The sequence below is a fragment of the Thalassoroseus pseudoceratinae genome, from assembly GCF_011634775.1.
GTDB lineage: Bacteria > Planctomycetota > Planctomycetia > Planctomycetales > Planctomycetaceae > Thalassoroseus > Thalassoroseus pseudoceratinae.
This window is the reverse complement of the sequence record NZ_JAALXT010000001.1, coordinates 1370944-1395536: the sequence shown is the minus strand read 5'-3', so window position 1 is coordinate 1395536 and position 24593 is coordinate 1370944. Positions and strand designations below refer to the sequence as shown.

General features: G+C 54.3%; 17 protein-coding genes. 10 read left to right on the top strand and 7 right to left on the bottom strand.

Annotated elements, in window-relative coordinates; translation table 11 throughout:
- Positions 1-378: 378 nt before the first annotated feature.
- The 8 genes from G6R38_RS05210 to lhgO all read left to right on the top strand — a co-directional run bounded on the left by G6R38_RS05210 (position 379) and on the right by lhgO (position 9316).
- A complete protein-coding gene (locus tag G6R38_RS05210; protein WP_166820622.1) occupies positions 379-1725 on the top strand; it encodes a Na(+)-translocating NADH-quinone reductase subunit A in 1347 nt (448 codons plus the stop codon).
- Between the two features lie 84 nt (positions 1726-1809).
- Positions 1810-3282 (top strand): NADH:ubiquinone reductase (Na(+)-transporting) subunit B, encoded by a 1473-nt coding sequence (locus G6R38_RS05205; protein ID WP_166820620.1) that lies wholly within the window; start codon positions 1810-1812, stop codon positions 3280-3282.
- A complete protein-coding gene (locus G6R38_RS05200) occupies positions 3272-4084 on the top strand; it encodes a Na(+)-translocating NADH-quinone reductase subunit C (protein WP_166820618.1) in 813 nt (270 codons plus the stop codon). Before G6R38_RS05205 ends, G6R38_RS05200 begins: the two co-directional genes overlap by 11 nt.
- Positions 4085-4115: 31 nt before the next feature.
- Positions 4116-4751 (top strand): NADH:ubiquinone reductase (Na(+)-transporting) subunit D, encoded by a 636-nt coding sequence (locus tag G6R38_RS05195; RefSeq protein ID WP_166820616.1) that lies wholly within the window; start codon positions 4116-4118, stop codon positions 4749-4751.
- Between the two features lie 64 nt (positions 4752-4815).
- Positions 4816-5427: an NADH:ubiquinone reductase (Na(+)-transporting) subunit E gene (gene nqrE / locus G6R38_RS05190; protein WP_240928072.1), complete on the top strand. Its 612-nt coding sequence runs from the start codon at positions 4816-4818 to the stop codon at positions 5425-5427.
- 94 nt (positions 5428-5521) lie between these two features.
- Positions 5522-6742: an NADH:ubiquinone reductase (Na(+)-transporting) subunit F gene (nqrF, locus tag G6R38_RS05185; protein ID WP_166821133.1), complete on the top strand. Its 1221-nt coding sequence runs from the start codon at positions 5522-5524 to the stop codon at positions 6740-6742.
- A 4-nt stretch (positions 6743-6746) separates the two neighbouring features.
- Positions 6747-8063 carry an FAD:protein FMN transferase gene (locus G6R38_RS05180; protein ID WP_166820614.1) on the top strand — a complete coding sequence of 439 codons (1317 nt, stop codon included), beginning with the start codon at positions 6747-6749 and terminating at the stop codon, positions 8061-8063.
- A gap of 44 nt (positions 8064-8107) precedes the next feature.
- Positions 8108-9316, top strand: a complete 1209-nt coding sequence (gene lhgO, locus G6R38_RS05175) for an L-2-hydroxyglutarate oxidase (RefSeq protein WP_166820612.1) — start codon at positions 8108-8110, stop codon at positions 9314-9316.
- Positions 9317-9390: 74 nt separating this feature from the next.
- On the opposite strand, the gene G6R38_RS05170 is transcribed toward lhgO, so the two are convergent.
- Positions 9391-10314 carry a sugar phosphate isomerase/epimerase family protein gene (locus G6R38_RS05170; protein ID WP_166820610.1) on the bottom strand — a complete coding sequence of 308 codons (924 nt, stop codon included), beginning with the start codon at positions 10312-10314 and terminating at the stop codon, positions 9391-9393.
- Positions 10315-10425: 111 nt separating this feature from the next.
- A complete protein-coding gene (locus G6R38_RS05165) occupies positions 10426-11748 on the bottom strand; it encodes a Gfo/Idh/MocA family protein (RefSeq protein ID WP_166820608.1) in 1323 nt (440 codons plus the stop codon).
- 157 nt (positions 11749-11905) lie between these two features.
- On the opposite strand from G6R38_RS05165, the gene G6R38_RS05160 reads away from it, so the two are divergent.
- Positions 11906-13513: a sulfatase family protein gene (locus G6R38_RS05160; protein ID WP_166820606.1), complete on the top strand. Its 1608-nt coding sequence runs from the start codon at positions 11906-11908 to the stop codon at positions 13511-13513.
- Positions 13514-13580: 67 nt separating this feature from the next.
- Here the strand turns inward: G6R38_RS05160 and G6R38_RS05155 are convergent, their stop codons facing one another.
- Positions 13581-16130, bottom strand: a complete 2550-nt coding sequence (locus G6R38_RS05155) for a peptidylprolyl isomerase (protein ID WP_166820604.1) — start codon at positions 16128-16130, stop codon at positions 13581-13583.
- A gap of 333 nt (positions 16131-16463) precedes the next feature.
- On the opposite strand from G6R38_RS05155, the gene G6R38_RS05150 reads away from it, so the two are divergent.
- The gene (locus G6R38_RS05150; RefSeq protein ID WP_166820602.1) at positions 16464-19379 is read left to right on the top strand and encodes a DUF2339 domain-containing protein; all 2916 of its coding nucleotides are present in this window, start codon (positions 16464-16466) and stop codon (positions 19377-19379) included.
- Positions 19380-19381: 2 nt separating this feature from the next.
- Here the strand turns inward: G6R38_RS05150 and G6R38_RS05145 are convergent, their stop codons facing one another.
- From G6R38_RS05145 to G6R38_RS05130, 4 genes are all read right to left on the bottom strand, one after another.
- The gene (locus G6R38_RS05145) at positions 19382-20755 is read right to left on the bottom strand and encodes a tRNA modification GTPase (RefSeq protein ID WP_166820599.1); all 1374 of its coding nucleotides are present in this window, start codon (positions 20753-20755) and stop codon (positions 19382-19384) included.
- A 9-nt stretch (positions 20756-20764) separates the two neighbouring features.
- Positions 20765-22729: a membrane protein insertase YidC gene (gene yidC / locus G6R38_RS05140; protein ID WP_166820597.1), complete on the bottom strand. Its 1965-nt coding sequence runs from the start codon at positions 22727-22729 to the stop codon at positions 20765-20767.
- 295 nt (positions 22730-23024) lie between these two features.
- The gene (locus G6R38_RS05135; RefSeq protein ID WP_166820595.1) at positions 23025-23786 is read right to left on the bottom strand and encodes a metallophosphoesterase family protein; all 762 of its coding nucleotides are present in this window, start codon (positions 23784-23786) and stop codon (positions 23025-23027) included.
- Positions 23787-24031: 245 nt separating this feature from the next.
- Positions 24032-24502, bottom strand: coding sequence for an MgtC/SapB family protein (locus tag G6R38_RS05130; RefSeq protein ID WP_166820593.1), 471 nt, complete (start codon positions 24500-24502; stop codon positions 24032-24034).
- Between the last annotated feature and the right edge of the window lie 91 nt (positions 24503-24593).

The window sequence follows — 24593 nt, the reverse complement described above, 5'->3', positions numbered from 1 at the left end:
AATTTTCTCTCGCAAATGAGAATCGACTTTCTCGTCGCATGGCTGGGGAAAAATCCGGTTGCGAAACTCCGGAATCTCGGGGGCCCAAGCCTTCAAAAAACCGAGAGCATGTGTAAGATACCGTGGTCGAACGACTCTGCCCTTTATTTCTGAGCCTGGTTTCCAGCTCAAAAATGGCCTTTGGCTTCGAGTCATGCTTTGAAGTGCTCGCCTTGCAGCCGCTGGCTGTCACTGGTTCTGGCAGTTCCACAATGAACTTGCCAGGCATCATCCAAGTGGTTAGAAGTTTTTAGCCGGTTGACTCTGGGAGTCGGCCGAGAACATTGACCATCCAACCTTTTCGATTCAATGGCAGATGCCAAGGGATCACCATCAACGATGATCAAAATCCGCAAAGGTTTCGATATTCCGCTGGCCGGTGAACCGGCTCAAACCGTCGAGGACGGACCACCTGTGACCACAGTGGGTTTGTTGGGCGATGATTACATCGGAATGCGACCGACAATTTTGGTGCAAGAGGGTGAGTCGGTCAAGAAAGGGCAGTCGCTCTTCGAGGACAAGAAGACTCCCGGCGTGCTCTTTACCGCTCCTGTGGCAGGCACGGTGAAAGCCATTCAGCGTGGGGCGAAGCGTAAATTCGAGAGCTTCGTGCTTGAAGTCGGAGGCGACGACGAGGTCGAGTTCGCTTCTTACTACGACACTGATTTGGATGGGTTGAGTCGCGACGCTGTTCGTGAGAATTTGGTCAAGAGTGGGCTTTGGACCGCGTTTCGGACGCGGCCGTTCAGTAAGGTTCCCGCTTTAAATTCTGTACCGCATTCAATTTTTGTGACCGCGATCGACACGAATCCGCTGGCCGTTCGCCCGGAAGTGGTGATCAAGGAACACGAGCTCGACTTCTCGTACGGCTTGAAGGTCATTCGCCATCTGACCGATGGCAAGGTGTACCTGTGCAAGGAGCCGGATTCGGAATTGCCGGCGGTGTCGTCACCGTCCGTCGAGACTGTTGATTTTGCTGGTCCGCACCCCGCGGGTCTGCCTGGTACGCATATCCATTTTCTTGATCCGGTGAGTTTGGCGAAAACCGTTTGGCATCTAAATTACCAAGACGTGATTGCCATCGGGAAGCTGTTTACGACCGGTCGGCTATTTACCGAGCGTGTGGTTTCCCTGGCTGGTCCAATGGTTGAGCGGCCTCGGTTGGTTCGGACCGTCTTAGGGGCCTCTTTGGAGGATTTGACGGCTGGGCAACTAAAGTCCGGCGATGTTCGTGTTGTGTCCGGTTCGGTTTTGGCCGGTCGCGAGTATGCTTCGCCGCATGAGTTCCTGGGGCGGTATCATCTTCAGGTTTGTGCGTTGAGCGAGGGTCGCGAACGGGAGTTGTTCGGTTGGCAAAAACCGGGGTTCCAGACGGTTTCAACCACTCGTGCGTTTGCGTCTGGTTTCGTCGGACGTGGGAATCGCTACGCTCTGACGACTTCTCAAGGTGGAAGCCCCCGGGCAATGGTGCCAATCGCGTCTTACGATCGAGTGATGCCATTGGATATTGTGCCGGTCTACTTGCTTCGGTCCTTGGTTATCGGTGATACCGAGCAGGCTCAGGCACTGGGGTGCTTGGAGTTGGACGAAGAAGATTTGGGGCTTTGCACCTTCGTGTGTCCTGGTAAGTATGAGTACGGCCCTGCTCTTCGCGATAACTTGACCACCATCGAGAAAGAGGGTTGATGCGATCGGTTTTCGGTCGCGTTACGGTGCAAGTGCTGTGTGGCGAATGATTTTCTGTTTCTTTCTCAGTGAGATGTCGAACACATGAAGCCTTTGCGAAACCTTCTGGATAAGCTGCATCCCAGCTTTGACAAAGGTGGCAAATTCGAGAAGCTCTATCCGCTGTACGAGGCGCTCGACACGTTCTTGTACACACCGGGGACGGTCACGAAAACCGCTGCGCATGTCCGCGACGGGATCGACCTTAAGCGGTATATGGTTCTCGTCGTCATCGCGTTGATTCCGTGTATTTTCATGGCAATGTGGAATACCGGGTTCCAAGCGAACACCGTGATTCGCAACCGCCAAGTTGCGGAAGTGTTGCTGAATCGCAATGTCCTGACGTCGGCGGAAGTCGGTGTGGTCATGCAAGCTTCGATCGGTCGTCCGATCGAGGACCAGTTGGTCGATACGGTTGCCGCTCTCCGGAGTGACGATGACGAAACGCAAGCCGACACTGAGGAATTGAAAAGCAGCTTGGAAAAGCAGCTTGATTCCGTGCTGTCCGGTGAAAGTGTGAACGCGGTCTCGCTGGACCAAATCAAATATACCCAGGACCGGAATACATGGCCGGATTGGCAAACTGCGGTCATGCAGAGCTTGGGGCTGTCGTTTGAGCCCGGGAGTTTTGTGTCGTGTTTGATCTATGGGGCCTTGTACTTCCTCCCAGTCTACATCGTGTGCATGGCTGTCGGGGGTGCATGGGAAGTTCTGTTTGCGATCGTTCGTGGGCATGAAGTCAATGAAGGCTTCCTCGTCACCGGGATGTTGTTCCCGTTGACGTTGCCGCCAACGATTCCGCTTTGGCAGGTCGCACTGGGGATCAGCTTCGGTGTCGTCATTGGCAAAGAAATCTTCGGTGGGACGGGACGAAACTTCCTGAACCCCGCGTTGACCGCACGAGCATTTCTGTACTTTGCCTACCCCGCTTACATCTCTGGCGAACGAATCTGGACCGCACCAGCCGTTGACAGCTTCAGTGGTGCGACTTCGTTGACCATCTTGGGGACTGCTCCCGCTGCGGACGGCATGGGAGCCCTTTCGGTCTCATGGTGGCAGGCGTTTCTCGGGACTATCCAAGGTTCGATGGGTGAGACGTCAGCTCTATGTTGCTTGTTGGGGGCCGCGTTCCTGATCGTCACTGGAGTCGGGTCGTGGAAGATCATGGCGGGAACGGTGATCGGTGCGGTTGGGTTGTCGACTGTCTTTTGGATTGCCGGTAGCGATAGCAACCTGATGTTTGTACTTCCCCCCTGGTGGCATCTGGTCATTGGTGGATTTGCCTTCGGTGCTGTCTTTATGGCGACTGATCCGGTTTCCGCTTCGATGACCGAAACCGGGAAGTGGTGGTATGGAATACTGATTGGTGCGGTGACGATCCTTATTCGCGTGATCAATCCCGCGTTTCCCGAAGGTGTCATGTTAGCCATCTTATTGGGCAATGTGTTTGCACCACTGATCGATTACTTCGTCCTTCAAGCTAACATCAAGCGGAGGTTGGCTCGCAATGCCGCGTGATTCGTTCGTCAATACGTTCAAAGTGGCCTTGCTGCTGTGTCTCGGGTGTTCGCTACTCGTTTCGGCCGCCGCGATTGGCCTACGTGACCAACAAAAATTCAACAAGCTACGCGAGCAACAAAAGAATATCTTGGTTGCCGCCGGTGCCTTCGACCCTGAGGTCAATTCCGTCTCGGAAGTGCCGAAGCTGTTCGAAGAGAAAGTCGAAGTCAAGTTGATCGACCTCGATACGGGTGAAGTTGTTCCATCCGAGCAATACTCCGAAACCATCATGGTTGAGAATGTCTCGGAGTATGATCAGCGTCGTGCGACGACTAATTCCAAGTTGAGCTACGAGATTCCTGGCGAAGAAGACATCGCGAACATCAAGACTCGTGAGAATTATTCACAGGTTTACTTCGTCAAAAACGATGAAGGCAAGCAATCACGATTGGTGTTGCCGATTCGCGGGTATGGCCTTTGGTCGATCTTGAGAGGGTTCATCAGTGTCGACTTGACGACCCTCTCCGATGACCCGTCGACTCTGGAAGTGGCCGGTCTAACTTACTACGAGCAGGCCGAGACGCCTGGTCTTGGTGGCGAGGTCGACAATCCTTCTTGGAAAGCACTTTGGCAGGGCAAGCATATCTATGACAGCGACGGCAATGTCGAGTTGGATGTGGTCAAGCAACCCAATAGTGACTATGAAGTAGATGCTCTTGCCGGTGCGACGATTACCTCAAATGGCGTCGCGAATATGATGTCCTATTGGTTCGGCGAAAATGGGTTCGGACCATATCTCAAGCAACAGATGAAACAATAAGTGGTTCCTGTTTGGAACTGGAGTTGATTCTATGGCGGAAGCAAAACCGAAAGACGTTCTGCTCGATCCGGTCATCCATAACAATCCGATCGCGCTGCAGATCCTTGGTATCTGCTCGGCACTGGCTGTGACCACACAATTGCTGCCGACGATTATTATGTGTCTCGCGGTGACGGTCGTGACGGCATGCTCAAGTGCGGTGATTTCTTCGATCCGCCAAAGCATTCCGAGCAGTATCCGGATTATCGTGCAGATGACGGTGATCGCCTCGCTTGTGATCTTGGTTGACCAAGTGTTGAAAGCGTATGCGTTCACGATCAGTCAGAAGTTGTCCGTGTTCGTCGGTTTGATCATCACAAACTGTATTGTGATGGGACGAGCCGAAGGCTTCGCAATGAAGAACGATCCCAAAATGAGTTTCCTCGACGGGGTCGGAAACGGACTTGGATACAGCGCGATTCTGATTCTCGTTGCATTTTGTCGCGAGTCGATTGGGAGCGGCAAATTGTTTGGGGCACAGATTCTGCCGTTACAAGCCGATTCGGCGAGCGGTTATGGCTATGTTCCGAACGGTTTGTTTTTACTTCCACCGAGTGCGTTCTTCATCATCGGTTTGGTGATTTGGATCATCCGCACGATCGATCCAAAACAAGTCGACGCCAGCTAGCATTTCGGATGCAACGTGGCTTCCGCATTGATCCGCGAAAATTACTGACAAGGGTCAGACAGCAATGACTTCAACTTGGGAATTTCTGGGACATCATCTGGCGTTGTTTACACGCTCAGTGTTTCCAGAGAATCTGGCACTGATGTACTTCCTTGGGATGTGCACATTCCTGGCGGTGTCGAAGAACGTAAAAACAGCCCTCGGGTTGGGGGCTGCTGTGATTGTGATTCAAACAATCACGGTACCGACCAACAATTTGATTTTGAACTATCTGCTGAAAGATAGTGCGATCACCGAAGGTGTCGATCTCACATTTCTCAGTTTGATTTGCTACATCGGGGTGATTGCCGCGATGGTGCAGATTCTGGAAATGACGCTGGACCGCTTCTTTCCAGCGCTCTACAACACTCTGGGAATCTTCCTGCCGTTGATTACTGTGAACTGTGCCATCTTGGGTGGTACGCTTTTCATGGAACAACGGGATTACGGATTTCTGGAAAGCGTGACGTTTGGTCTTGGTAGCGGTGTTGGCTGGGCCTTGGCCATTGTTTTGTTGGCTGGCATCCGTGAGAAGATGAAGTACTCCGATGTGCCACCCGGACTGCGTGGTTTGGGCATTACGTTTATCACAGTCGGTCTGATGGCGATGGCGTTTATGGCATTCTCCGGAATCTAATTGACCCCGACTCCCACTGACTCCGATTTGTTCTTCCGCTGATTTTTCACTCCCGACTTTAGGTAGAGATAGAAACGATTCCATGTCGCCATTTATGCAGATTCTTCTGGGCGTGGGAATGTTCACCGGCGTCGTCCTCGTACTCGTCGCATTGATCGAGTTTGCGAAGTCGCAGCTGGTTGCCTCCGGCAATGTTGAGATTCTCGTCAACGAACAGAAAACGTTGGAGACACCGGCCGGCGGAAAGCTTCTCGGTGCACTTGCTGACAACGAAATCTTCGTTTCCTCCGCTTGCGGGGGTGGTGGAACCTGTGCTCAATGTATGGTGCGTGTGTTCGAAGGTGGCGGTGACATCCTGCCGACCGAACGCAACCACATCAACAACAAGCAGGCTCGGGAAGGTTATCGATTGTCCTGTCAGGTGGCTGTTAAGCAGGACATGAAGATCGAGGTTCCCGAAGAAGCCCTCGAGACGAAGAAGTGGGAGTGCACCGTTCGCTCCAACAATAACGTCGCGACCTTCATCAAAGAACTTGTGCTCGAACTTCCGGCTGACGAAGCCGTGAATTTCAAATCCGGTGGTTTTATTCAGATCGAAGTGCCACCGCACGAAGTTGAATACTCGAATTTCGAGGTTGCAGATCGGTTCCGTGAGGACTGGGACAAGTACAACCTCTGGAGTTTGAAGTCGAAGGTGACGGAGCCAGTTTTTCGAGCCTATTCGATGGCCAACTATCCGGGCGAAAAAGGCATTATCATGCTGAATGTCCGGATTGCGACTCCGCCACCACGGGCACCGGAAGGAACCCCGCCGGGGAAGGTGTCATCGTATATTTTCAACCTGAAGCCGGGCGACAAATGTACGATTAGCGGTCCTTATGGTGAGTTCTTCATCAAAGAGACCGATGCCGAAATGGTCTACATTGGTGGTGGTGCCGGTATGGCTCCGCTGCGAAGCCACATCTTCGAATTGTTCAAGAACCTCAAGACAGACCGCAAGGTATCCTACTGGTACGGTGGGCGGAGTAGTCGCGAGTTGTTCTACGTCGATGAGTTCGAAGCCATCGAGAAAGAGTTTCCGAACTTCAAATTGAACATCGCTCTTTCCGATCCGTTACCAGAAGACAATTGGACAGGATACAAGGGGTTCATTCACCAGGTCTTGTTGGAAGAGTATCTAAAGGACCATCCGGCTCCGGAAGATATCGAGTACTACATCTGTGGACCGCCATTGATGTTGCAGGCCGTTCTCAAAATGTTGGACGATCTTGGCGTGCAACCTGAGAACATTGCGTTCGACGATTTTGGTGGATAGTCCGATGCTCGCTAATTCCCGACTACGATGCCATTTGGTCTGCTTCGGGATGATGCTATTGCTTGTGGAATCTTTCGGAGTCCGCGGTTCGGTTGCGGCAGAGGAACTTGTTTCGCTCTCCGGTGAGACAATGGGCACCACGTACAACGTGCGATTGGTGCCAACCGCCGATGTGGTCAGTGAGACGCTTCAACAGTCCATTGATGATCGCCTAGAGGTCGTCAATCTGGCGATGTCCACCTGGGACCCGGAGTCGGAACTGTCACGATTTAATCGGTATGAGAAGACCGATTGGTTTCCCGTCTCGGCGGCGACCGCTGAGGTCGTCGAGCAAGCCAACACGATCAGTGAGCAGAGTGGTGGTGCTTTCGATGTCACGGTGATGCCGTTGGTGAATCTCTGGCACTTTGGGCCGGAGGGCCAGGATCGGGCCAAGTTGCCAAGCGAATCGTCGATTGAATCGGCCCGTGCTAGCATTGGGTACCAACTGTTGCATGTACGCAGCGAGCCCCCTGCCCTCCGAAAAGATAACCCCAGCTTGACCGTCGATCTCTCGGCGATTGCCAAAGGGTACGGCGTCGATGTGATCGCGAGATTGCTGGATGAAACCGGGATTGAAAATTATCTTGTGGAGATCGGTGGCGAGGTTCGGTCGTGTGGCGTGAAGCCGAACGGTGATCGGTTCATTGTCGGTATCGAGAAGCCCACTCCGTTTGTACGGGCTGTTCAGAGAAAGGTTCCACTTCAGAACTCATCGATGGCAACCAGCGGCGATTACCGAAACTTCTTCGAAATCGACGGCAAACGATACTCCCACACTATTGATCCACGAACCGGTCGCCCCGTCGAGCACTCCCCCGCTTCTGTCTCGGTTATTGCCCAGAGTTGCATGGAAGCTGACGCGGTGGCAACGACACTCATGGTCCTTGGTCCGGACGCTGGCTATAATTGGGCCGAGGAACATGGATACGCTGCTATCTTTTTAATCCATCCTGGCGAGCGTGGTGCCGAGGTGGTTTCCGAGATCGTCGAACGGGAAACATCGGCCTTTAGTCAGCTCGTGCCAACACCTGAGAATTCGAGTTCTGCAATGACGACATGGTTGATTAGTCTCGGTGTTTTTGTGGCCTTCATGGTTTTAATGTCGGTCGGGGTGATCTTTAGCAATCGTCGTATTCAGGGGTCGTGTGGCGGGTTGGCTGGACTTCGAGATGAGCATGGCCAAACGATGTGTCAGGCATGCACAACCCCACGTGAGGACTGCGAAAAAGCCCTCTTGGAAGGCATGCAGTCGGACAGCAACTCCGCTGACGTAAATTAAACTGCAATCGTTTCCCCTGGTCCCACTCCAAGTCGAGGCTTCCTATGGCGATTCGGCAAGCCGATGTCGCAATCATCGGCGGCGGCATCGTTGGGCTGTCGACTGCGTATCAACTGACCCAGAGTGACCCTGACCTCAAGATCGTCGTGCTTGAGAAGGAGTCGCGAGTTGCGGCTCATCAAACGGGGCGAAACTCGGGAGTCCTGCATTCCGGAATCTACTACAAACCGGGATCGTTGAAGGCCAAGAACTGTCGTGCTGGCAAACTTGCAATGCAGGAGTTTTGCGAGCGAGAAGGAATTGCCTACGAGATTTGTGGGAAAGTCATCGTTGCTGTTGAGGATGGGGAACGAGCGGCACTGCATCGTATCTTTGAACGCGGACAAGCAAACGGCGTCCGTTGTGAGTTGGTCGGTCGGGAGCGGCTAACTGAACTGGAACCACATGTGGCCGGTGTGGAGGCGATTCACGTCCCGGAAGCAGGCATCGTCGACTACTCGCAAGTGACGGAAAAGTTTGCGGAGTATTGCCAGCGTCATGGTGGCGAGGTGTTGTTCAATGCACGTGTTTATGCAGTTTCTCAGCAATTGACGCGTGTCGTGATTGGCACGACAAATGGCGACGTCGAAGCGAAGATGGTCGTGAACTGCGGAGGATTATACAGCGATCGTATTTTGCAAATGTCGGGCGAAAAGCCATCGGCGAAGATCATTCCCTTCCGTGGTGAATACTTCGAGCTGAAACCATCCGCCTCGCATCTCTGCAAGAATCTAATCTACCCGGTGCCCGATCCAAAGTTTCCGTTTCTCGGTGTGCATTTTACTCGTATGGTTCACGGGGGCGTGGAATGTGGTCCAAATGCAGTGTTGGCGTTTGCCCGTGAAGGTTACGAGAAACTCAACTTCAACATTCGTGATCTTACCGAGTCGTTGACGTATCCCGGTTTCCTACGGTTGGCGGCACGGCATTGGAAGATGGGTCTGGGAGAGATGTGGAGATCCATCAGCAAGCGGGCATTTGTGCGTGCGCTCCAGCGGTTGATGCCGGAAATTACCGCCGATGATTTGGTAGCCGCTCCATCGGGAGTTCGGGCTCAGGCGTTGCAACGGGACGGATCGCTGGTCGACGATTTTCTGATTCGCTCGACCGATCGCTGTGTCAATGTTCTGAATGCACCCTCACCGGCAGCAACTTCATCGCTGAATATCGGTCGGCTCATTGTCGATGAAATTCGTCCGCGTCTCTCACGATAAGAACAAAAAGCCTCCCGATGCTCATTGAGAACACGGAAGGCTTTCCGTCTTTCAGCAGCGATACGACTCTCGCTCTAGGCACTGAGTTCGTTGCGGACTTTCTTGAGCAAGGCGTGGGTGAGTTTCACACCTTCCACTTCCGGAATGTTCCGACCTTCATATTCGATACCGACGTAGCCGTTGTAGCCAGAGTCGATGACGATCTTCATCATCTTCAGATAGTCGGTCTTGGTTTCTTCGCCTTTGTCGTTGAAATCGTGGCTCTTCGCCGAGACGAGTTTCGCATACGGCATAGTTTCTTTCACGCCTTGGTAGCGATCGTAGCCGTGGAAATTGCCGAAGTCGGGCAGCGTGCCGGCGTTGTCGCGGTCGACGGCTTTCATCACCGACGCCAACCATTGACCGTTCGATGACAGACCACCGTGGTTTTCGACAATGATGGCGACGTCAAAAACTTCGGCGAATTCGCAGAGCTTGTTCATGCCATCGATGGCGTACTTGCGTTGTTCGTCTTTGGAACCGCTAGATCGCAAGTTCACGCGGATGGAATCGCAGCCCAGTGCCTTGGCAGCTTCGACCCAGCGCTTGTGCTTGTCGACGGCTTCCACACGTTTGGCCTCTTTGGCGTTCGCAATCTCACCTTCACCGTCGATGAGAATACACGTGCCTTTGACACCGGCATCGTCGGCTCGTTCACGCATCTCTGCAAGGTACTTTTTGTCGCTACCCTGTTTGAAGAACGGCCGATTCCAGTACTCAACAGCGTTGATCCCGAACGTCTTTTGCACGAAGGCGGCGTAATCGAGATTATCGAGATCACCCTTGGCAATCATTCGGTGCAGCGAGTACTCGGTGCAAGAGATTTCGAAAAGCGGTTTCTTTCCTTTGGCGGCATCCTTTGCAAATACGGATTGCAAACCGAAGGAACCAGCCAAAGTGACACCGGCCAACAAACCGGAGCCATGCTGCAGAAATTCGCGACGTGTCGGTTGATTCATGAATTGACCTTTCGTGGAGAATAGGTATGGAACGGTTTTGGTCAGATTCGAGTATACGGCTCGAGAATCTGGGAAACAATCAACGATCACCTACGGGATTCGATGGGAATCTCAGACGCCGATGACTTCAAAGCCTTTGCGGTATTCTTTGGTGATGTATTGTTCCGCGTCAGGGTTGTTGGTGGCTTTGAGGTTCTCTGCATCCCATTCGATTGCCCCACCACTGCGGTATGCCGCCGGTCCGAGCAGCACGGTTTCGGTCAACGCGCCGGAGTAGTCGAAGTTGCAAGTCGTTGGCGATCCAGTCTTGCAGGCTTGGACCCATTCGTTCCAATGGCCGATGGAATTCGGGATTGATTCCGCAGGTGGCTCAAACCCTTCGAATTGTTTCTGCGGAAGCAATTGTCGACGCCCGTAGTCGGCGGCGAGCATTCCGTTATCACCAATGAACAACACGCCCAATCCCCACTTGCTCAGCGGTTTTCCGGAGTGATCCATCGTCGTTTTGACTTTGTCGAAATGGGCTCCTCCATCGGACCAGTAATACGTGAGTGGACCGTGATCCGTCGGGAATTCATAGGTCGCTTTGCACCAAGCCGGCGCACCGACTGGGTGAACTTCGGGACCTTCAGCGTGGACGGAGGTGGGATGTCGCAAGCCAAGAGCCCAAAACGGTAGGTCCATCACATGACAAGCCATGTCCCCGAATGTGCCGCTACCGTATTCCCAGAACCGTCGCCAATTCGAAGGATGAATTCCGGTGCAGTAGGCATGTTCGGGAGCCGGTCCGAGCCAGAGGTCCCAATCGAGATGGCTCGGCGCGGGCTGACTGCATTGATTGTAGCGACCGTTCGACCAGCCTTTGTTACACCAGTTATAGACTTTGCGAACCGGACCAATCGCACCGCTTTGAATCAACTCGACGACGCGGCGATAGTTGTTGCCAGCGTGGATCTGTGTGCCCATTTGTGTGGCGACACCGCTTTCCTTCGCGAGCTTTGCGATGGCGCGTGCCTCGGCGACCGTGTGCGTGAGTGGTTTTTCGCAGTAAACGTGCTTCTTCAAAGCCAATGCAGCCGATGTGGCCGGAGCGTGCATGTGGTCCGCGGTCGAAACGACCACGCCGTCAATTTGGTCGGCAACGGCGTCCAACATCTTTCGGTAGTCGCGGAACAATCTTGCTTTCGGGAATTCTACGGCTGCTTTGTTCAAGAAGTTCTCGTCGACATCGCACAACGCTACAAAGTTCTGCGACTTCAACTGAGCGATGTTGTGAGCCGCTTTGTGAGCCACCCCGACAGCGGCGAGATTCAACTTTTCGTTCGGTGAATCAGCGGCTTGGGTCGGGGAACCACCAAGATGCCAAGTTGAAGCCAAAGCCCCGGCGGCGAGGGATTGGCCGATAAATTGACGGCGATTCACGGAACGAATCATGGAGGAATCCTTGGGTACGGAGGCAAACGGTGTGAAACACATCAACAGAATACAATACCAGAATTCTTGTGTCTGGGCAGCCATCGGGTTGTCGCGAGTTCGTGGACCTGTTCATAATGCGATCGTTTGGGGACGAAACCATTGGAATGGAGCATCTATGAAACGCGCGATCTTTCTTTTGACGAGTCTTTTGATCGGGAGCAGTTCCGCTGCAAACGCGGCGGAGCGGCCGAACATTCTGTTCTGTTTTGCTGACGACTGGGGACGCTACGCCAGTGCCTACGCGAATCTGGAACCCGGTGGACCAAGCGATGTTGTGTCCACACCGAACTTCGACCGCATCGCCAAGAATGGCGTCTTGTTCAAGAACGCATTTGTGACGGCTCCGTCGTGTACGCCCTGTCGGAGTTCGTTGCTGTCCGGCCAGTACTTTTGGCGGACCGGTCGCGGAGCAATTTTGCAGGGTGCCGTTTGGGACGAAAAGATTCCGAGCTATCCACTGCTGTTGGAAGACGCCGGTTATCACATCGGCTTCACTTACAAGGTATGGAGTCCCGGGACGCCGGCCAATGCTCCTTACGGAGCGAATCGCAACAGTTACGGGAAAGCCGGCGGACGCATGAACGGCTTCTCGCAATTCGTCAGTAACAAGCCCGATATCGAAGCCGCGAAACAAACGCTGTATGACCAAGTCCGCCAGAACTTTCAGATGTTCCTGGCCGATCGGGAAGACGAACAGCCGTTTTGTTATTGGTACGGACCGACGAATTGCCATCGGAAATGGAGACGCGGTTCCGGCAAGAAACTGTGGGACATCAACCCGGATGATCTCAAGGGGAAGATGCCGAAGTATCTCCCGGATGTGCCCGTTGTTCGAGAAGACTTCGCCGACTACCTCGGCGAGGTACAAGCGTTCGATGCGTCTTTGGGAGTCATCTTGGATGAACTCGAAAAACGTGGCGAATTGAAGAACACTTTGATTGCAGTCAGCGGCGATCACGGTATCCCCGGGTTTCCGCGTGGGAAGTGCAATCTCTACGACTTCGGAACGCACGTGCCGCTGGCGATCAGTTGGGGAGATCAAATCAAGGGAGGTCGCGTTGTGGAAGACTTCGTGAACCTGATGGATTTGGCTCCGACGTTTCTCGATGTCGCGGGCGAAACAGCGCCCGACGTGATGACGGGGAGAAGTTTGGTTTCGGTTTTGAAGTCTGGGGAGTCCGGTTGGGTAGACGAAGATCGTCAATTCGTTGTGACTGGTCGCGAACGGCATGTTGCAGCCGCTCGGAAAGAGATGCTCCCCTATCCACAGCGTGCGATTCGCACCAAGGATTTCTTGTTCATCCGCAACTTCAAGCCCGATCGTTGGCCGATGGGAACCGCACCAGGATACGGGTTGCCGGAGAAAGAATATCCCGATTTCAGCACGCTAGCGAACAACACCTTCGCTGCGTTTCCCGATCTCGATGCCAGTCCCACAAAGGCTTGGATGATTCAACATCGTGAAGAAGACGAATACGCCGATGACTTCCAGTACGGTTTCGGCTTGCGACCGGGTGAGGAACTTTACGACATCCGAAACGATCCCGACTGCATGACGAATCTGGCCGATGAATCGGCGTTCGCGGACACGCGAAATTCGCTCTCGAAACAGTTGATGGACGTACTGCAATCCACGGGCGATCCTCGCGTGACCGGAGACGGCACTCGATTCGATCAGCCGCCATTTGCCGGTCCGTTCCAGAATCCGAAACGAAAACGCTGAGCCCAACGAAAAACGCCTCGCCGATGGAATCCGCGAGGCGTTTTTTCATTTCCATTTTTCAATCGGCTTACCCGACGAAGACACCGCCGATGAAGTCTTGATCTCCAAAAAGCGATTCAAGTTCGGCAGCAACAGGGGCACCGCTGATCGGATCAAAGACTCGCACGCGATCGCTGTCGATGCCAGCGGCTGCCACGATTTCACCGTCGCCATCCCCATCGACATCCGAGACCGAAACTCGCACGCCGCCGCGGAACGCATCTTCGAAGGCAAAGAACTGATTGATCAGCCCACCCGTTCGGCCACTAAAAATCTTCACGTGCGGACCGCCGGTTTCTCCCGCACCTGTGATGATGTCTGCGAAACCATCGGCATCGACATCACTCACCGTGACAAAAACGCCGCCTCGGAAGTTCGTGTCGTAGGCGAAGAAATCAGCCACGGGGCTGTCGATTTCCTGACCGGTGAGACCGTTGAACACACGGACGCGTGGGCCACCACCTTCTCCGGCAGCGGCGATAATTTCGGGCACCCCATCACCGTTGACATCACCGACGGCAACACGCACGCCTCCGGTGAATTCGCTTTCGAAGGCGGAGAACTCGTTGAGCAGGCTACCATCGGCACCGCTGAAGACGCGAATATGCGGTCCACCCCCGAAGCCGGGACCCGTAACGATATCCGCTTGGCCGTCGTTGTTGATGTCCCCGGCTGCGACGAAGATTCCCCCGCGGAAACCGGCATCGTATGCGAAGAAGTCACCCGCATCGGTGAGGAGTTTGTCACCCGTTCGACCGTCGAAGATTCGGATATGCGGTCCACCGCCAATACCGGCTCCGGTGATGATGTCGGGGGTGCCGTCACCGGTCACATCGCCCATCGCCACGCGAACGCCACCAATGAAGGCTTCCTCGAACGCCGAGAACGAAAACAGCGTTTCGTTCGTTTCGGTGTCCATGACTTCCACCTGAGAACCGCCGCCGTTACCGACTCCGAATGCCGCAATCGACGATTCATCGGTTGGCGTTGGATTCGGAGTTGGGTCGGGGTTGGGATCCGAGTTGCCATTGATGGTCAACACGTGGTCTTCCACTTCCCCGTCCGACGCAAGTCCGGTCGATCCCAGGGAGGTTTCCGTTGTGACACGGAACCGAGAAAACGTCTCACCGGAGAAGCCGTTGTCCGGCGCAGTGAATGGGATATTGACGACGCCGTTGCCGAGGTTGGCATACGCACCGGTTCCGTCGGCGATCTGCTCGCCGTCATCGTTGAAATCACCGTCGCCGTTGAAATCGATCCAGGCGAAGAGTTGAGCGTCGGCGGAATCCGAGTTGGCAATCGTCACGACAGCGACATCGGATTCACCCGCGTTGACGACGCCGTCGGTCGAAATGACCACGCCATCTTCGTCGTCACCGCCGGAGTAGTCGAGCGTGTCGGACGTTTCAAAGTTTCCAAAGTCGGCATCTGCGATATCAACTCCGACATCCATCGTGATGGAGTATCCGCCACCCGTCGCCGGTTGTGTGTTGCCGAACCCACCTAGTGACTGTTGCCGAATGACATAGTCGCCGATCGGCAGACCATTGATGACATAATCGCCGTTGGCATCGGAGGTCGTCGAGAACTCGCCCACGTCGAGCGTGCCATTGTTGTTGGCATCTGCGAATACGGTGACACCGCTGATCCCTGCTTCGGCACCGTCCTGCCGACCATTGCCGTTGATGTCGTTGTAGACTGTTCCAGCCACACTTCCGACGCCCACTGTGTCGATCACGATCAGTTCATCGAAATCGTTCACTGGCAAGTCGGTGAATGCTCCGCCCTCGTCTTGTGTGGGGAAGCCGGCCAGTTGGTCGACGAGAGTCATGTCGACGATTTCCGCAAACACCGTGAACCCACCATTTTGGTTGTCCAGGTTGTTGGAGTTGTCGGCAAGGTTGATGAAGAATTGGTTGGTCGCGCTATTCGGATCACTGCCAATTTTTGCCATCGCGACCGTTGCGCGAACGTTGGAGCGATTGAATTCGTTGACGACCGCCGGATCTTGCGGCACGGACGTGAACTGCGAGGTGTCCGTGAAGATTTCCGAATCGGTCGTAAACCCGCCGCCTTGCAGAACGAATCCTGGCATCAGGCGATGGAAGATTGAGTTGTCGTAGTCTCCGTCGCGGACATAGTTCAGGAAGTTCTCGACGGTTTCCGGAGCGGCGGTGGGATCGAGCTCCATCACGATATCACCGAAGTTCGTGTGGAGGGTGATCAACGCATTATCGGTTTGGGTGACGGTCAACGGAGGAGCCGCGTCGCCATCGTCGCCGGTTCCATCCAGCGGGAATTGGGCATCTGGTTCGGTGTCACGATCCGTGCCCAGAGTCGGTCCGACATCATCGTGCCGCGCCCCGTCATTGCTGAGGAGCGTACCGTAGGTATCGGGAGCGTCTCCGAAATCAAAACCGGCTGCGAGCAACACGCGTTCTTCGAGAGCTTCGCAATTCTCGGAGAGCTGGCGACGCTGCTTGCTCGTGCGACGCTTGGCGGCGGGCTGTTGGGAGAATGACCAACACCACAACGAAACCAGACCGCGTGCGATCCCAAACGAGTCGACAATCGGCATATACCTTCCACCCAACTAGGCCCACGAAACGAAAAATGACGACCGAGCGAGCGGTAGACGGAGAGCGCTTCGCAAATCGGTGATCAGCGAATATATCGTTAGGGTACGGGTGGTTTCTCCAAAAGGTCAAGAGGGCATTTGGGCGTTCCGGCAAATTTTCGTTGGCTCTAACGGTTAGGTGGGTTACGCTGAGTTCGACTGTCTTCAGTGATCAACCGATCATTCCAGAAATCTTCTGTTATTTCCGTTTTCTCGCGTGATATCCCGCTGAAAAGATCGCCTTGGAAGACAGGCGTGGAGTGCAAAACACCGTCACCAAATGGTGAGACTGAAATGAGCGAACTGTTAGTTCTTGTGGCAATTGTAATCGTGGGGTGGATTGTACTAAGTCCACTTTTCCTGTTCGGTTTGTGGTCGAAGGTCAACGATCTTGACCGAAAGTTCGAGCACCTACGGCGGCAATTCAATGCAAGGCCACGCGCGGAATCTCGGCCAGCAACTTCAATCAAAGAATCAATTTCGCCCCGAACGCCGGTCGTCGCCAAACCGAAACCGCAAAGCCCGGTCGTGATGGAAGTTGAAGAATTCCTCGACGAGCCAAAACCAACACCCCAAGCAAAACCTCAGACTCTGTCGCCGACAACTGCCCCACCATCGCAAACTTTACCCCGGATAGAAACGCCGTCCGTGAAACCGGCGGCCAAGGTGACTCCAAAAGAACCTTCTCTGACCGTGGAAGAAATTCTCGCCGGTCAATGGATGACTTGGGTCGGAGCAATTGCTGTTGTCATCGGTGCGGGATTCTTCTTCAAGTATGCGGTCGAGCAAGGTTGGATCAGCCCGACGTTGCGTGTGATGACGGGCGTCTCTGTGGGCGTGAGCTGTTTCGTCGGTGGCGTCGTTGGGATGCGGAAGAACTATGTCGCGTTCGCTCAGGGATTGGTCGGAGCGGCGTTGGGAATTCTATATTTCTCTTTGTTCGCATCGGCTCGATGGTTTGATCCGGCGGTGTTCTCCGATCCCGTGGCGTTCAGCGGGATGGTGCTCGCGACCGCGGCCGCTCTGACATTCGCCGCCGTCTACGACGCCCAAGCCGCCGCCGTTCTGGCATTGTTGGGTGGTTTCCTGACGCCAATCATGCTTTCACGGGGTGTGGATGTTCGTTGGACGTTGTTTCCATACTTGCTGATGCTCGATCTTGGTGTGCTGGGGATTGCATCGTTTCGACGGTGGCCGCGTTTGAACTTGCTCGCCTTCGGCGGAACGATTCTGATGTGGTTGGGATGGTTTGCGAACCATTATCACCCGGAGAAACTTGCGGACGTCATGGTTTTGATGTCGCCGTTCTTCATCGTATTTGCGGCCCTGGGAGTTTGGCACCATTTGATTCGCCGCACCGTCGCGTTGGCCGAAGACTTTCTTCTAGTGATCGCCACGCCGGTTGTCTTCTTCGGCACGTTTTTCATTTTGACCAAAGCAAGTCATCAAGAATGGCAAGCGGTCATGGCGATCGGATTGGCGGTTCTTTACGAAATCTTTGGCAACGTCGCCCGGCGTCGAGATGGCATCGACCCCAAGATTTCCTTTGCATTCAACGGAATCGCAATCGTCTTCCTAGTGATTGCAATTCCACTCAAGTTGACTGGACACTGGGTTGCGATCGCTTGGGCGGCTTTGAGTGCGGTGCTGGTCGAAATGGGGCTCCGCTTCGACGAACCGAAACTCCGTAAGGCTGGTCTCGGGCTGTTATGCATCGTCTTCGGGATTCTCTCAATTTACACGATCACGACGATTGCCGGTCCTGATCGCTTTTCCACACTCTGGGTTCAACGAACGGCGAATGACCTCATCGTCGGGGAAGCGACAGCAGAAGCCGCTGGTTGGACGAGTGTGGTGAACGGTCGCTCGCTCAGTTTTCTGGCCGCGATTTTGGTCACGGGCGGATTGGCATGGCGTTACCGAACTATAGGCATTGAGGGCGACGGCTCCGTGAGTCTAGAGCGTGATCTTCAAGGCCGGTCTGTAGGGTTGGTTGATCTCAGTATCCTCATCTCGCTTGGAATGGTGATGCTGGAAAGTTACGTGTTGTGGTGGCATTGGGACCGGTTCACGCCATCGCTGCTGAGTCTTTTTGCGATCGAGATAGCGGTGTTCGGTTGCGGCATCAGCATTGTGGCTGCGATTTGCAACCACCCACGACTGAGACAAATCGGATTGACGGTTCTCGCCGGTTCCGGGGTGATGGTTGCATCGGGAATGTGGAACGCGATTTCGACACGGTATTTCATGTCGGCTGACGTTCCGAGCGTTTGGTGGGAGTGGCCGTTGATCAATCCTCGCAGTTTGGGAGTTCTGATTCCGATTGCGTTAGCAGTGATGACCGCCGCCGTGATTCAGAGGTTCTCAGCGAGCAAATCCTCGGCATCCGACGACCACGCACCTCCGGTCGGCCGCACTTTGATTGGCATGAGTATCGTCACAGGACTGCTTTGGACACTGCTGGAAAGCTATGTGCAATGGTGGCATTGGGATCGCTATACGCCGACACTGATCAGCATCTTTGCGATGGAAACGGCCGCGTTTGCCAGTGCAATCTTGATTGCTGCTGCGGTCCGTCGGCAGACGTGGTTGGATAGTTTGGGAACCGTGATTTTTGGGCTCTCGGGAGTGGCGGTTGTCATTGCATTTGTGGGAGCGACGACCAGCGGTCAACAATCCTTAAGTGATGTGCCAAACGCTTGGTGGAGTGTCCCGTTGATCAACCCTCGTGGACTCGGTTTCCTCGTTCCCATCGTGCTAGCCACGACGACAGCCGCAATTACACGCCGGTTTGGAGAACCCCAGCGGTCTTTTGAAACGACCGATCTCACACCGGCTTCCGCACTCGCGTTTGCCGCCATTCTCGCGGGATGGGCTTGGCTGACGGCGGAAGCTCGCGTGTGGGGCGTGCAACACGACTGGAAAACCCTCACCGGACTCGCCATCACACTCGTTTGGACAGGGTACTCGCTCGCCACGCTGCTGGGGGGGATTGCTGCCCGCTCCGCAAACCTGCGGAAACTCTCGCTGGCGTTCTTTGGACTGACGATTGGCAAAGTGTTTCTCGTCGACGTGTGGCATCTACACACCACGATTCGCACATTCGCCTTCATCGCGCTCGGTATGACGTTGTTGCTTGTGTCCTGGTTGTATCGGCGGTATCGGCAACGGATTCGCGATTGGATCGAAGTCGATTCGCCCGCGGCCTAAAGTTACTTGCCGATACAAAACTTACTGAAAATGCGATCGAGAATGTCGTCGGTGTAGACGGTCCCCAGGATACGTCCCAAATGATCGAGAGCCGTTCGGATTTCCAATGCGATTAACTCTTCACCTGCCTGAGAATGGGTGGCGTCCATTCCTTCTTGAAGTGCGGATTCGGTCGCTTGCAAGCTTTCTCGGCAGCGGGCCGCCGTACTTCCGATCAACTGGCGTTCCCCGCGCTGACGCTCGGTCAATCGATCAGCAATAGCAGACTTCAGTGCAGCGAAACTCTCGGGCAAGGAGGTCGAAACTGCAAGCGTCTCCGCTGCATCCCCATCAACGAGATCGCTCTTGGTTTGGACCGCCAGGATTGGCCGATCGAGACGTGACAACTCTTCGGAAAACTCCGCGTTCCATTGAGCTTCCTCACTCGAAAGTCGGCTGGCGGAGCAGAACAGGATCATGTCAGCGGCTTTGAGCAAATCAGTTCGCAGTTCGCTCGCTTGGTGCATAATGTCGCGTGTTGGCGAGACGGGTTCTGCTCCGGCGGTGTCAATGAGTTCGATCGTCATCTCACCACATCGCACGGTTCCGGTAATGTAGTCGCGGGTTGTGCCCTGCTCATCCGAGACCAACGCCGCATCGGAACCGGTGAGCGTGTTGAATAGGCTGCTCTTCCCGGCGTTTGGCAGACCAGCCAACACCACCCGAAGATTCACCGATGACTGCATTCGCGTGTCGGCGTCACTGAGCAAGCTGCGAATTGTCGTCAGCGAATTGCTGAGTCTATTCGTCACTTCTTCCGTTGAGACAAATTGAATGTCTTCGTCGACAAAATCCAAACCCGCTTCGAGATCCGCAAGCAGATCGAGCAAGTCCGACCGAACCGTCGCCAACCGTGACGACAACCCACCAGCGAGTTGCTGCAAGGCGGCATTCAGTTCTTGGTGATCTTCCGCGTCGATCACGCCGAGCACTGCTTCGGCTTGTGTCAGGTCAATCCGGCCGTTCAGAAACGATCGCAATGTGAACTCGCCCGCTCTCGCCGGTCGGATGTTGTGCGAAAACAACGCCGAGAGAATCGCTTCCAGCAACGGTGGCGAACCGAGCGTATGGATTTCGGCGAGTGGTTCACCCGTATAACTGCGACGCCCCGGCCACAGCAATACTGCGGATTCGATCGGCGGCAAATCCGGTAACGTCAACTGTCCGGGATGTCGCAGGGAACTTCGTGTGGCTTGCCAACGCTGCTCGTCATCAGGGTGAAAGATTGCGGAAACCGCTTCTCTGACATCGGGCCCGCTGATACGAACGATGCCGCGCAACGCGGCACCCGGTGGAGACGCGAGCGCCGCGATTGTATCGTCCCATTGAAGTTGCATTCGTCAGCCTCAGCGACGATTCTTCGAACGGCCTCGCGACTTCGATTTCTGGTTCTTATTGGAGTTGTTGCGTTTGGTGCTGCCGTTGCTTCCACCTCCGCTAGGCTTCCAACCAGACGAACCGCCCGATCCACCACTGCCAGAATTGCCGCCATCTGCGGTCGCCGGATTCTTGTGTACGTCCAGCAATTTGCGTTCGCCCATGCCCCACAGGCTGGAAGCGATGAAGTACAAACACAATCCGGCAGGCACGTGATAGAACAGGAAGCCCATGAAGACCATCATGAAGTTCATGATGCGAGCGTTCCAGACGGCTTGCTCGTCTTCCGGATCGGGCGTTGGCATGAACATTTTTTGCTGGGCGATAAACAGCACGATGGTGATGATCGGCAGCAGATTGAACGACGTTCCCAGGAGCGGCACTTTGAACGGCATGGTGAAGAGATTGTCGGGGGCTGCCAGGTTCTGAATCCATAGGAACTCAGATGCTCGCAAGTCAATCGCCGTGTATAGGCCGTAGTACAAGCCGATAAAGATGGGAAGTTGCAGCAACATCGGCAGACATCCCGCAAGTGGGTTGTAGCCAGCGTCGCGGAATAGTTCCATCTGAGCCTTGAGGAACTTCTCCTTGTCGTCACCGTATTTCTTTTTCAGCTCCGCGAGTTTCGGTTGCAGTTCCTTCATCCGAGCGGCACTGATGGCCTGTTTCCGGGAGATCGGGAACAACGCTCCACGGACGAGAATTGTCAAACAGATAATCGCCAACGCATACGGCAGGTACAAGGTTTCGTGCAGGAAGTTCAACAGCCAAAGCATGGCCTTACTGACCGGAGCGAACCAACCATATTCAACGATGGCACCGGCGTCGATTGCATCGAGCAGCTTCTGTCGCTTCGGACCGGCAAACAAATACCAATCCTGCGTCGTTGACTCACCCGGTTCCAGTTCGAACTCGTCGGATGCAAACTTGACGCTGATATGGCTGAGCTTTTCATTCTCCTCGTTGGTTTCCAGGACTTCCGCTTCATAATACTCAACGTAATCGCTGCTTCGCTTCTTCTCTTGCGGAAGCACCAAGGCGGCGAAGAACTGCCCATCGACCCCCACATACCGGAATGGTTTCGTCCAGCGTTCGCGGGTGTTTTCGTCGGTCTGTTCAATGAGCGATTCGACATCGATTTGCGAATTGGTCAATTCACCATCGTCGATGTAACCGTATTTGATGTCTTGCAATTTCCGAGCAGTATCGGGGTTTTCGATGGGAAATTTGACCGGTCCTTGCAATACATATTGAACTTCACGTTCTTGTGTATCGAGGTTCTCAATTTCGACCTGCAAGTGAAGTTGGTAGCCGGACGCGTTTCGATCCCGGACCTGGCGGTTGGAAAGCCCCTCTTTCTCACGGTCGACTGCCGGTACCGTGAAACGTTTGCGGACCCGGAACTGACCGGGAATGGTGAACTCAAACGTCACACTGGATTCAGATTGTTCGACGATCTTCCAGTCTTCTTCATCAAGCGGATGATCTTCAAGCAGCTCTTTGAGTTTATCGTCGCCAGTAAATGTCGACGAGAAAGTGCGAAAGGTTTGCTTGCCGGATTCGAGTGTGCCGACAAGTTCCAAAGGTTCTTCGAGATTCTCAAGGCTGTGGTAACGCGTGTCGCTGAGTTGCAACTTCTGAACGGCAGCGCCGGTGGTCGTCAGCGTTGCTTGGAAGAAGTATTCGCCTTCCGGATCGAGCGAGCCGATTGTGATGTTGTCTTGATGCGGATTATTCGCGAGTTCCGGCTTCGGTTTCTCGGCAACGGCCGGTTCATCTCGTTTGGCTTTGGGCTTCTTGTCGGTATCGTCGTCGTCTTCCTCCACAACCGGAGCCGGAGCTGGCGGAGCAATATTGTCGATTACGAAACGCTTCCAAAGGAAGAGAATCACAAACGACAGCAAGATAAACCGAAGAATGCTGCGAAAATCCATGATGGCTACGCCAATCGACGTTCAAAGAAGGCTGCGTTTGATTCCTGCGAACGGTATCTGCACGCGGTTGATGAGTCTTCCCGGAACCGATTACACAAGCACGGTTGGCAACGGGAGCGACGAGCCGTCCTGCTACGGAGTGACGACTGGGCAAATTTTAGTGGACGGCACACTCAAGAGCAACACGCCGGCTCGAGAGCAGTTGACTTCCGATCCAAACCGGTACGGTCTCGCAGAGAGTGAGAAACGAAAGCGTTTTCGCCTCGACTATGTCCCACAAGAACTTCAGTCCGGTCTAGCGTCCATCACGAAGACGGTCGCCGAGGAAGTTATCAAGATCCGGGATATCGTAGATTTTTGCGGCGGTCTTTTCGAAATCGTATGGCACGCGTTGGAAGCGGATGACGTAATCGCAATCATCTTCGCCATCTTCCAAGATCACGTAAGACGAACGGTTGTCTCCGTTCCGCGGTTGGCCAACCGAACCGACATTCACCAAAGCCTTTTCGCCGGTGGTGCGGTAAGTCATTTCGATTTCTTCAGGCGGGAGGAAATTATAGTCCTCCGTAAAGACACCCGGAATGTGCGTATGCCCCTGAAAACAGTACTTAGCAACCAGGCCGAAAATGCGTTCCATTTTCCGTTGGTTGTAAATGTCCTCTGGGAACACGTACTCATTGAGCGGGTTTCGCGCGGAACCGTGGACGAACAGCAGGTCGTTCTCGCGGTGCATACGTGGAAGTTCGCCAAGAAAATCCCAGCGTTTCCGGTTTCCACGGGCGTCACCGCTTTCGAGCATCTTGCGGGTCCAGAAAATGGCCCGCTCCGCCCCGGCGTTGAAGCCTTCGGGGTCGAACAGCGCTCCTTGATCGTGATTGCCCAGCAACGTCATTTGGCAATCCATCACACGATCAATGCACTCGCGAGGATTCGGACCGTACCCGACAATGTCGCCGAGGCAATAGATCGAATCGCAATTCTGCTCTTTGATGTGCGCGAGGACGGCTTCCAACCCTTCCAGGTTGCCGTGAATGTCGCTAATGATCGCTCGTTTCAACGCCTACTCGCTCCCCGTGTCGGGACACGTATTCTGTCGTTGCCGCAATGGACTCCCCGGCAGTGTATCCATTACGTGTTCGGATGGTCAAGACCTTGGGGCGGTGACCTGACTCGCCAACACACAGTATAGAACGCTCAGCGGCAGACGCAACCGGTGGAATCTAGAGATGGGATTGCTTTCCTTCAAGTTATTGATGCTGACGGTACGGTTTTTGAGACTGGTCAAGTTATAAGGGAACCCGATTAAGACTCGTCGGAGTCTTGATCCGAAAAGAGTCGGCGTTCAAACGACTTCACCGCAATCAACACCGCCAAACCCAAGCCCGTTGTCATCGCAGCGATCGTGAGATACCCCAAGCCACAGGCTACTCCAATCGCCGTCACCATCCATAACGTGGCGGCGGTCGTGAGTCCTTCCACATCGCCATTCGATTGGATGATCGTCCCCGCACCGAGAAACCCGATGCCAGTCAAAATGCCTTGAATCAATCGAAACGGATCGAATTCGATACCGGGTTGCTCTTGGTGTTGGGTCAAGGGGAATTGGACCGCAATGATCGTCAAGGCCGCTGACCCCAATGCCAAGAGCATGTGAGTTTTCAGTCCGGCGGGTTTATCGCGGTATTCCCGTTCCCAACCATATACGGCGGCCAGCAGAATCGAAGCGGCCAATCGCAGGAGAACATTGCCGATATCAGTCGTCGGCTCCAGCATTGCACGGTCATCCTTCTCAATTCACGACGGTTTTCCGAATGGTTCTCACTCATTATACCGTCGTGATTCGTCTATCGTCAGGATTGATCAA